General features: G+C 27.3%; 11 protein-coding genes. 5 read left to right on the plus strand and 6 right to left on the minus strand.

All coding sequences use genetic code 11. The annotated features are described in order from the left end of the window. On the plus strand, positions 1-546 hold a 546-nt coding region (locus tag ABY863_RS10515; protein WP_372794578.1), incomplete at its 5' end, for an SPFH domain-containing protein. 67 nt (positions 547-613) lie between these two features. Here the strand turns inward: ABY863_RS10515 and ABY863_RS10520 are convergent. Genes ABY863_RS10520 through rnr form a run of 3 tightly spaced genes read right to left on the minus strand, consistent with a single transcriptional unit; the run spans position 614 to position 3,816 of the window. Then, on the minus strand, positions 614-817 hold the full coding sequence (locus ABY863_RS10520; protein ID WP_372794580.1) for a twin-arginine translocase TatA/TatE family subunit: 204 nt from the start codon (positions 815-817) through the stop codon (positions 614-616). Between the two features lie 50 nt (positions 818-867). After that, the gene (locus ABY863_RS10525; protein WP_372794582.1) at positions 868-1,542 is read right to left on the minus strand and encodes a head GIN domain-containing protein; all 675 of its coding nucleotides are present in this window, start codon (positions 1,540-1,542) and stop codon (positions 868-870) included. Between the two features lie 54 nt (positions 1,543-1,596). Continuing rightward, the gene (rnr, locus tag ABY863_RS10530) at positions 1,597-3,816 is read right to left on the minus strand and encodes a ribonuclease R (protein ID WP_372794584.1); all 2,220 of its coding nucleotides are present in this window, start codon (positions 3,814-3,816) and stop codon (positions 1,597-1,599) included. Between the two features lie 109 nt (positions 3,817-3,925). On the opposite strand from rnr, the gene ABY863_RS10535 reads away from it, so the two are divergent. From ABY863_RS10535 to ABY863_RS10550, 4 genes are all read left to right on the plus strand, one after another. After that, complete coding sequence (locus tag ABY863_RS10535; protein WP_372794586.1) at positions 3,926-4,843, plus strand: diacylglycerol kinase family protein; 918 nt, start codon at positions 3,926-3,928, stop codon at positions 4,841-4,843. A 757-nt stretch (positions 4,844-5,600) separates the two neighbouring features. Further along, entirely contained in the window at positions 5,601-6,038 is a 438-nt protein-coding gene (rpiB, locus tag ABY863_RS10540; RefSeq protein WP_372794588.1) for a ribose 5-phosphate isomerase B, read from the plus strand. Between the two features lie 26 nt (positions 6,039-6,064). Beyond that, positions 6,065-6,973, plus strand: a complete 909-nt coding sequence (locus tag ABY863_RS10545) for a cation diffusion facilitator family transporter (RefSeq protein ID WP_372794590.1) — start codon at positions 6,065-6,067, stop codon at positions 6,971-6,973. Between the two features lie 2 nt (positions 6,974-6,975). Beyond that, positions 6,976-7,419 carry a GNAT family N-acetyltransferase gene (locus ABY863_RS10550; protein ID WP_372794592.1) on the plus strand — a complete coding sequence of 148 codons (444 nt, stop codon included), beginning with the start codon at positions 6,976-6,978 and terminating at the stop codon, positions 7,417-7,419. On the opposite strand, the gene citC is transcribed toward ABY863_RS10550, so the two are convergent. From citC to ABY863_RS10565, 3 genes are all read right to left on the minus strand, one after another. Continuing rightward, positions 7,420-8,502: a [citrate (pro-3S)-lyase] ligase gene (citC, locus tag ABY863_RS10555; protein WP_372794594.1), complete on the minus strand. Its 1,083-nt coding sequence runs from the start codon at positions 8,500-8,502 to the stop codon at positions 7,420-7,422. Beyond that, the gene (locus ABY863_RS10560) at positions 8,499-9,878 is read right to left on the minus strand and encodes a triphosphoribosyl-dephospho-CoA synthase (protein ID WP_372794596.1); all 1,380 of its coding nucleotides are present in this window, start codon (positions 9,876-9,878) and stop codon (positions 8,499-8,501) included. The genes citC and ABY863_RS10560 overlap by 4 nt, the downstream gene beginning before the upstream one ends. Next, positions 9,878-10,570: citrate lyase subunit alpha (locus tag ABY863_RS10565; RefSeq protein ID WP_372794598.1), on the minus strand; the 693-nt coding region annotated here is incomplete at its 5' end. The genes ABY863_RS10560 and ABY863_RS10565, both read right to left, overlap by 1 nt.

Here is a 10,570-nt window from a genome sequence, read left to right on the forward strand (position 1 = left end):
GATGTATTTGAAAAGAAAGAGGAAATTGCATTGGCTATACAACGCGATTTAAAAGAAGCAATGCTTGATTACGGATATGATATTATAAAAGCTTTAGTTACGGATATTGATCCTGACGAAAAGGTGAAAATAGCTATGAACCGTATTAATGCAGCTGATCGTGAAAAAATTGCAGCACAACACGAAGGGGATGCACAACGTATTTTAATTGTTGAAAGAGCAAAAGCTGAAGCTGAAAGCAAACGTTTACAAGGTAAAGGTATTGCAGATCAACGAAGAGAAATTGCACGTGGTTTAGAAGAAAGTGTGGTTGTGTTAAACAGAGCTGGTATTAATAGTCAAGAAGCTTCTGCGCTAATTATTATTACACAACATTATGATACTTTACAAAGTATTGGGGCTGATACAAAATCGAATTTAATTTTGTTACCAAATAATCCGACTGCAGCGAGTGGTATGTTAAATGATATGGTTACCAGTTTGTTAGCGGCAAATAAAATAAATGAATCTTCTTACGAAGATGCTCCTAAAAAATCTAAAAAATAAATTTATAAAACATAAAAAAAACCTGTACAAATTGTACAGGTTTTTTTTATATAATTTAGTTTTAAAACTATTTTTTATCTTCAACCTTTTTATTTTCATCAGCCTTTTCATTATCATCATGTGTAGCTTTTTTAAATTCTTTAATACCACTACCAAGACCTTTCATTAATTCTGGCAGTTTCTTTCCGCCAAATAATAATAAAATTGCCAAACCAATAATAATCCATTGCCAAGGGCCAACCATACCTAAGAAAATATATAATGTATTCATCTTTTTAAAAATTTAGAGTTACAAAGGTAGTAATAAAATTAAAACTAAAATTAATTTTTATCTTTTATAGTTCCTCCAATTATTTTTTTAGTTTTTAAAACTTCTGGTGTTCCTTTATAGTATATGGTTCCTCCAAAACGAACTTTAGCATCTAACACTTCACTTGTTTTAACTTCTACTGTTGCACCAGATGCTGCAGTTACTTCTGTTTGTCTACTTTGTAAATCAAATGCGTTATAAATAGCACCCGTTGTAGCTTCAATAGTTTGATTTTGAGTAACTCCTGTTAAAGTTATAATACCACCTGAAACAGCCTTTACAACTAAATACTTTGTTTCAATTGGTAATTCAATACGAGCTCCTTCCTGAACTTTTACTTCTAAATGCTGCTGATTAATAGTTTCATTAGAAATAATATTTCCACCTTCATTTGCATCTAAAACATCAATATTACTGTTATAAAAAACTGTAATTTTTACATCTTCAGCAGTAAAACCTTCTGGAAATTTTAAACGTATTTTTAATATTCCATTAGAGTTTTTAATAGAAACATCTTCTGATTTTTCCCCTGAAATTTCAATTTGTGAAGTACTTGATTTTTGTAATTTAACCGTTAAACCATTATATACTTTTATAGTATTAAAATCTCCTAAATTTTTAGTAATTGGTTCTTGTGCAAAAAGTATTGAACAAGTTAACGTAAGTAATAATGCTAGTTTTTTCATTTTATAAATCTATTTTTATGTATAACTATCAAAATAAACAATAATTGTGCCTTTTTAAGTTAATTCTTTATTAATCTTATCTAATAAAGTAAAATCTAAATGCTTACGTTCTAAGTCAGTATGTTTTACTTTTATTAATACATGATCACCTAGCTGATACATATTTTTAGTTGATTGCCCAACCAAAGCATAATTCTTTTCATCGTAAATGTAATAATCATCTTTAATTTCACGAATTCTACACATACCCTCACATTTATTTTCAAGAATCTCTACATAAATTCCCCATTCTGTAACACCAGAAATTACACCTTCAAACTCCTGATCTTTATGTTTATCCATATATTTCACCTGCATATATTTAATAGAATCTCGTTCAGCTTTTGAAGCTAAATATTCCATTTCTGATGAATGTTTACATTTTACTTCATAAGGTTCAGCTTTTGGCGATTTACCTCCATCTAAATAATGTTGCAATAATCTATGTGTCATTACATCAGGATATCTTCTAATTGGTGAAGTAAAATGACTGTAATAATCAAATGCTAAGCCATAATGACCAATATTATGTGTTGTGTATTCAGCCTTGCTCATAGAGCGAATTGCTAACGTTTCAATTAAATTAGCTTCTCCTTTTCCATGAACATCTTCTAATAATTTATTTAATGAAGTTGAAGTTGTTTTTTTGTCTTTTGTATCAATTTTATTTTTGTAACCAAATTTACTGACAAGTACCTGAAGTGCTTCTAATTTATCTAAATTTGGTTCATCATGCACACGGTAAATAAAGGTATTTTTACTTGGCACACCTTTACTTTTGCCAATAAATTCAGCCACTTTTCTGTTTGCCAACAGCATAAATTCTTCAATTAATTTATTTGCATCTTTAGATTCCTTAAAAAATACACCTATCGGTTCATAATCTTTATCTAAATTAAATTTAACTTCAACTCTATCAAAAGTTATGGCACCTTGCTGTAATCTTTTCTTACGAAGTTTTTTAGCAAGTTCATCCATTTTTAAAATAGCGGAAACTATTTCTGGTTGAACCGTATATGATTCGCCTGTAATTGATATTTCAGAAGAAACTGTATTTGCCTTCGTTTCAATTATTTCTTGAGCTTCTTCATACGCAAATCTTTTATCTGAATACGTAATTGTTCTACCAAACCATTCATTTAAAATTTGTCCTTTTTCATTCATTTCAAAAACAGCTGAAAAAGTTAATTTTTCTTCATTTGGTCGCAGAGAACAAGCACCGTTAGATAATATTTCAGGAAGCATTGGCACTACTCTATCCACCAAATAAACCGATGTTGCTCTGTTATAAGCTTCCTCTTCTAAAATAGTATTTTCTTGTACATAATGAGAAACATCAGCAATATGAATTCCAATTTCATAATTTCCATTTTCTAATACTTCAAAAGATAAAGCATCATCAAAATCTTTTGCATCTTTTGGATCAATGGTAAAGGTTAAATCATTACGCATATCTCTTCGTTTCGCAATTTCAGCTTCCGTAATTTCTAACGGAATTAAATCTGCTGCTGCTTCAACATTTTCTGGAAATTTATAAGGTAAACCATATTCTAACAATATAGAATGTATTTCTGTATCGTGATCACCTGGCATTCCTAAAATTTCTAATATTTCCCCAAACGGATTTTTAGAATTATCTGGCCAATCAGTAATTTTAACTAATACTTTTACACCGTCTTCAGCACCTTTTAATTTTCTTTCTGGAATAAAAATATCAGCATACATTTTTGAGTCATCAGGAACTACAAATCCAAAATTTCTATTTAATTGTAAAACACCAACAAATTCAGTTTTAAAGCGCTTTATAACTTCAACAACATCACCTTCTTGTTTTTTGCTATTTCTGCGATTGTATAAGTAAATTTTAACAGTATCTTTATCTAAAGCTTTATTTAAATTTCGGGATGGAATGTAAATATCATGTTCTAAATCTTCACAAATAAAATAACCATTTCCATTTGCTGTAGCATCAATAGTTCCAATATAATATTTATCTAATGGAAGAATTTTAAACTTTCCACGATCTGTTTCTTCAACTTTTTGTTGTCCTTTTAGCTCTTCTAATTTTTGAATAACCTGATTTCTTCCATTTGCATCTATCAATCCTAATTTTGAAGAAATTTGCTTATAATTAAAACTATCGTTTGGAAATTGGTTTAATAGTTTTATTATTTTTTGAGTTAATTCTTTAACTACATTTCCTTTCTTTTTGTATATGTTTCTTTTACCTGACATTCATTATTATTTAATTTCATTCAAAAATACAAATATTTATAATTGAAGTCATTAATAAATGGTTATATAAACTACAATTTGTATTTTGTGCCGATTTTAAAGATACTTTATGCAAAAAAAATGGTTGGTAATTGTAAATCCGGTTGCGGGAAATAGTGCTTCAAAAAAAAAGTGGCCACTTATTTATAACGAATTATTACTTCAAAAATTTGAAGTTGAAGTTATTTTTACTGAATTTAAAAACCATGCTGTTAAAATAGTTCAAACTTCTATAAAACAAGGATTTACAAAATTTATTTGTGTTGGTGGTGATGGTACTTTACATAGTATTGTAAATGGAATTTTAAGTTTAAATCCTATAAATATTTCAGAAATAAAAATAGGAATTATAGCTATTGGAACTGGAAACGATTGGATTAAGACTTATTATATTTCAAAAGATTATAAAAAAGCTATTCAAATAATTAAGGATGGAAACACTATAAAACAAGATATTGGTAAAATTACCATTGCTAAAAATAATGAAACTGTTTATTTTAATAATTTAGCAGGTATAGGTTTTGATGGTTATGTTGTTAATAAAGTTCATAAATTTAAAAATTTAGGTTTTTTAGCCTATTTAACTGGTGCAATAGTAAGTTTAACGAGTTATAAAAAAGCTACTTTAGAAATTACTTTTAATAATACAATTATTAAAGAAAAAACATTAATGCTGTTAATAGGATTGTGCAAATACTCTGGAGGTGGAATGCAACTTACTAAAAATTCAGACCCAACAGATGGTTTATTTGATATTTCTATTATATATAAAATTCATTTATTTAATATTTTAGGAAATTTATCTGGTTTATTTAATGGAAACATTACCAATCATAAATTAGTAAATACCTACAAAACAGCTGAACTTAAAATTAAAGTGCTAGATACTATAAAAACATACATTCAAGCAGATGGAGAATTGGTTGGTTCTGATGATTTTTCAGTATCAATACTACCAAAAGCAATTAGTTTTATTGTTCCTAAATGAGAAAAGTTAAAATTTTCTTAAAAAAATTGTAACAAATGTTAAAAAGTTTCGTCTTTATAACATAGAACGTATTTACAATGAAACGGTTATATAAAATTATTTTCTTATTCTTAATTATATTTGTTGCAGGAATTTATTTTACTGTAAAAAGTATAAATAATTCTTTTTCATCTCAAGATACTATAGAAACGGTTAAACTTCATTCAAACCTTTTAAACCTTTCAATTAAAATTTAAAGGTTATTAACAACTATATTAATTATAAAAAGTTTTATTTAAAATTTTAAAAAAAAATGGTTGTTATTATAGTGTGTTAATATCTACAATAAATAAACAATTTTAAATTTTTAGTTTACACTTATAAATAGATATAAACAGTTTATTAATTTATAAAAGCTTTAAAATCAATAAAATTAACTAGGTTATAAACAATTAAAAAATTAACGCTATTAACCATTTTTTTAATAAGTTTTTAAATTATAAATGTTCATAATAGGTGTTAAATTGGTTAACAACTTCTTTTAAAAAAAGAATAAAAAAATTTGTTTTATAAAAAGTGATTTTAGTATTATGAAATAATTATTACTTAACAAAAAATAGTTTTCTTTTTTAAGTATAAACTTATTCACAATGTTAATTAAATGTAAACTAATTGTAAATCAACTTATTAAAAATTACTATTAACAATTAGTTTTTTAGTGGTTAATAACTCTGAATTTGTACTTTTGTACTTTAACTTATTAACAAATACATATTTTATGATAATTGCAATTGGTAATGATCACGCAGGAACAGCGTATAAATTTGAAATTATTAAACAATTAGAAAACAAAGGTATTACAATTTTAAACTTTGGAACTGATAATAATGATAGTATGGATTATCCAGATACTATTCATCCCGTTGCGGATGCAGTAGAAAGTGGTAAAGCTGCATTTGGAATTATTATTTGTGGAAGCGGAAATGGTGCTCAAATTACAGCTAACAAACATCAAGGTATCAGAGCTGCACTTTGTTGGAATAATGAATTAGTTGAATTAGCTCGTTTACATAACAATGCTAATATTTTAAGTATTCCTGCTCGTTTTGTTTCATTACAGCAAGCTTTAGGTTTTGTAGAAATTTTCTTAAATACTAAATTTGAAGGTGGTCGCCATCAAACCAGAGTTGAAAAAATACCAACAAAATGTTGTTAAACTATCTATTCTTCATTATTAACTAAATGAGTCATAATCATTCTCACAGTCATCCAGCAATAACAGGTAAAAATTTATTATTATCAATAATTTTAAATATTATTATTACTGTAGCTCAACTTATTGGAGGTTTTATTTCAGGAAGTTTAGCATTAATATCTGATGCAGTTCACAATTTTTCGGATGTAATTTCATTAATTATTAGTTATTTAGCTAATATACTTAGCAATAGAAAGAAGCAAACATTACAATATACTTTTGGGTATAAAAGAGCTGAAATTATTGCAGCTTTTATAAATGCTTCAACATTAATTGTGGTTGCAATTATTTTAGGAATTGAAGCGGTAAAGCGTTTTAATACTCCAAAAGAAATTAATAGCGATTTAGTAATTTGGTTAGCAATATTAGGAATTGCAGTAAATGGTTTTAGTGTTTTGCTTCTAAAAAAAGATGCAAAAAATAACCTAAATATGAAATCGGCTTATCTTCATTTATTAACTGATATGTTAACATCTGTGGCTGTTTTAATAGGCGGATTATTAATGAAATATTATCAAATATATTTAGTTGATGCACTTTTAACATTAATAATTTCAATTTATTTAATTTATATGAGTTGGGATATTTTGCTCACTTCATTAAAAATTTTAATGCTTTTTGCTCCTGAACATATTAAAATTGATGAAGTTGTAAATGAAGTTTTAAAAGTAAATGAAATAAAAAATATTCATCATGTGCATATTTGGCAATTAAATGATCACGATTGTCATTTTGAAGCACATATAGAATTTAAAGAAAATATACAATTGTCTGATTTTGATTTGGTTTGTGAACAAGTTGAAGAAATTTTAAATACTAAATTTCAAATTCACCATTGTAATTTACAGCCAGAGTTTAAAAGAAATGATGTAAAAGAACTAATAATTCAAGATTAACAATGCTACAAGTTTTTATTAAACCTTTTACAGAATTAACTACCAATGAATTGTATGAAATTTTACAATTACGTTCTGAAGTTTTTGTTGTTGAACAAGATTGTGTATATCAAGATGTTGATTTTAAAGACCAAAAAGCATTGCATGTTATTGGGACTAAAAACGATAAAATTGTTGCTTATACACGTATTTTTAAACCGGGTGATTATTTTACACAAGCAAGTATTGGTAGAGTAGTAGTCGCAAAAAATGAACGTAAATTTGGTTACGGACATATTATTTTTGATTATTCTATAGAAGCTATTCTAGAATTTTTTAAAGAAACAGTCATAAAAATTTCTGCGCAAAAATATTTAAAAAACTTTTATGAATCTCATCATTTTAAACAAGTTGGGGAAGAATATTTGGAAGACAATATTCCACATATTGCCATGATTAAAGATTAATTAATGTCTACCATTACTGTTTATTATCTTTAATCTAATTTCTGCTGAATCTTCAGATAATAAAAATTTTTTAGTGCATTCGGGTAATGAACTCAAAACATCATTTAATTTATCTTGTTTAATAGCTTCTCTTATTTTTGAGGCACTTATATAATCCTTTTCACAAAAATCTTTGTTAGCTGAAATTCTTTCACATTCAACAACTTCAATATTGTGTTTGGGTAAAATTTCATGCATTGCTGTATTATAGGCCGCTGTGGTTTCACAATACGCTTCACAACCAATATATCTTTTTTTAATATTTAATACTGGAGCAATATATTCAATAAATATTTTCACATCTATCTCTGCTTGTTTTTCTGAAATAAGACTCCAAGATTCCTTCTTTAAAAAATAGTTTGGAAAAATAGCTCCTGAAACTATATAAGGCCCAGTAGCTAACATTTTAACATTTTTAAGGTGTGATATACCCTCTTCTATTAATTTCCAACGTATTTCAAATGGAAATACTGATAAATTTTCACTTACAACAAAAAGATAAACAAGTTCATTTTCTTCTGAAGCTTTTTCAATTAAATAGCGGTGCCCAATTGTGAAAGGATTGCAATTAACAACAATAGCAGCAATATTATTAGTCGTAGTTTCAATTTTATGTTGTTTTAAATGATGTTGAAAATCTTTAATTGTTTTGTAACCAAATTCTAAAACTGAAAATAAAGGTTCAGCAGTTGCTATTAATGAATAGCCTAATGCTTGAAAAAGTTTTGCTGTTTCAGGTTTAGTATACACAAAACATTGTTTATTATTTTCTAATGCCTTGTCTGCTAAATAAGTAACTATTAATGGGAATGCTGTAGTTTCTCTAAAAGCAGGAGCAACTACTACGTATTTTAATGTATTACCTTTTAAAGATCCGGTTCCAATAATTTCATCATTCAGGTTATAGATTATCATTGTTGTATCTACCTCTTCTTTAATATAATTAAAGCCTAAAGAGGTTAAAAAAGTATTCAACAATTTTATGTCTAACGGATTTTCTAAATCTAATAATTCTTGTCTAAAATCTGTATCTTCAAAAGTCATATTTTTTCATTTTTTACAAAATGTAATAAAAGAGCCACTGATAATAAATCAGCAGAACCACCGGGTGATATATTTTTTGCTAAGCAATATTCGTTTAATTGACTATATGCAATGTTGTTATCAATAGCGTCTTTAGCAAGTGTTTGAATGTGTGTTAACGTTTCTAAATTACTTCTATGCAATATATTACTGTCGTTATTTACTGCCATAATATGCAACAATCCTGTTTTTAATATTTGTTGAATTTCATGTTGATTATTATATGAAAAAGAAGTTAAATATTGTTCAAAATATGCTTGAGATTTATGAAATACACTAGGAAATCCTTTCTCAACTTCACCGCGAACACCAGCGCCAATTATTCCGTATTTTACATATACTTTTTCACCATTGGTTATTGCCTTGTTAGTTTTGTTTACTAACTCATTAACTACCAATTTATTACAAATTTTCATGATTATTACTCTGAACTCAGTGTCATTATAACCCTCTTTTTCTGACAATAGTTTTGCAATAGAAAATAATGAAACACCAAATAGAAATATAATTCCTTTATGTGTATTAATATTATTAGTTGCTTCAAACATGGCTTTTTCAGCTCGTAAACCTATATGCCGAACTTCAGCTAAAGCTTCTTCATATTTTCCTGAATAATTATAACCTAATAAACAGAATTCTCTAAAAAAAGGAGTTAATGATGCCGAAGAATTTAAAAAGGTAAAAAAATTCATATCAGAATGAGAGCCACTATCAAGAAAGCTAACTAAACCAGGCTTAGGACTTAATGAAATTTCATACAGAATTGCTTTTGAAGCATAAGAAGTTAATTTATTAATAGTTAACTCTTTATTTTTAACACTCAAATAATTTGATATTCCACTGCTTATTTTTTCTCTTATCTCATTATACGTATGCCGTTTATTTCTCATACAAGAAATGGCTGAATATTCACCACAAAAATAACAAGGTTTCTTTTTGCCAGAACTGATAGGTAAACCTTGTTCATTAAAAATATCAATATCAATAAGTCTTCCTAACGAATGTGTTGATTCAAAAGATTCAGTTAACTCTTTAATTTTAATAATTTCAAGTGAAGAATTTGAAAAAGGAACGATAAAAAAATCACCCGCTTTATCAGTTAAAATAATTTCTTTATTATTTTGTACTACTATTCTATTAGCTAATAAAAAGGGTTTTAGTTCACTTAAAATTTCAGTAAAAAATGAGGAAATAAGTAAATTACTTTTAGGATATCCAGCTATATTTAAAGATAAACTTAAAGTACAAAGATTATTTTCAACAAATTGAGAACGTAAAGATGCCCTATTTTCTCGGGCATCAAGTACATTCTCTAAAATTTCATTTTTTTTATCCATTATTTTTTTACCTGACGAATCACATCAATAATAGTGCCGTCACGATATTCAATAAGACCTACAATTTTATCAGTGTATTCCACTTCTTTTGTTTTACCTACAATGGCTTCAACTTCTTCTTGCAAATCTTGTATTTTACGTACGTTAAGTCCTGCATTTCTTAAATTTTCTTCCAATTCTGGCTTCAAAGGATTTACACATATTCCTCTTTCAGTCACCAAAACATCAATTGTTTCTCCAGGAGTTACTACGGTGTTAATTGATTTTCTTACAATTGGTAAACGACCACGAAATGACGGGCAAACTACAATAGTAAGGTTAGCTCCAGATGCTGTATCGCTATGACCACCAGAAGCGCCTCTTATAGTTCCATCAGAACCAGTTATAACATTTACATTAAAATCTAAATCAATTTCCAAGGCTCCTAAAACAACAATATCCAATTTATTGGTCATACAACCGCAATTATAAGGGTTTGCATATAAGGCTGCTGGTATTTCAATATGATTACTGTTTTCCATAAGCGAGCTAGAAACTGCTGCATCAAATGATTGTACATCAAAAATTGCACTAAACAATCCTTCATTCAACATATCAACAACATATGAAGTTACGCCTCCCAAAATAAAACTACCTTTTATTTTGGACTTTATCATTTTTTCACGAATAAATTTTGCTACTGCTAATGAAGC

The organism is Lutibacter sp., from assembly GCF_041562875.1.
Classification (GTDB): domain Bacteria; phylum Bacteroidota; class Bacteroidia; order Flavobacteriales; family Flavobacteriaceae; genus Lutibacter.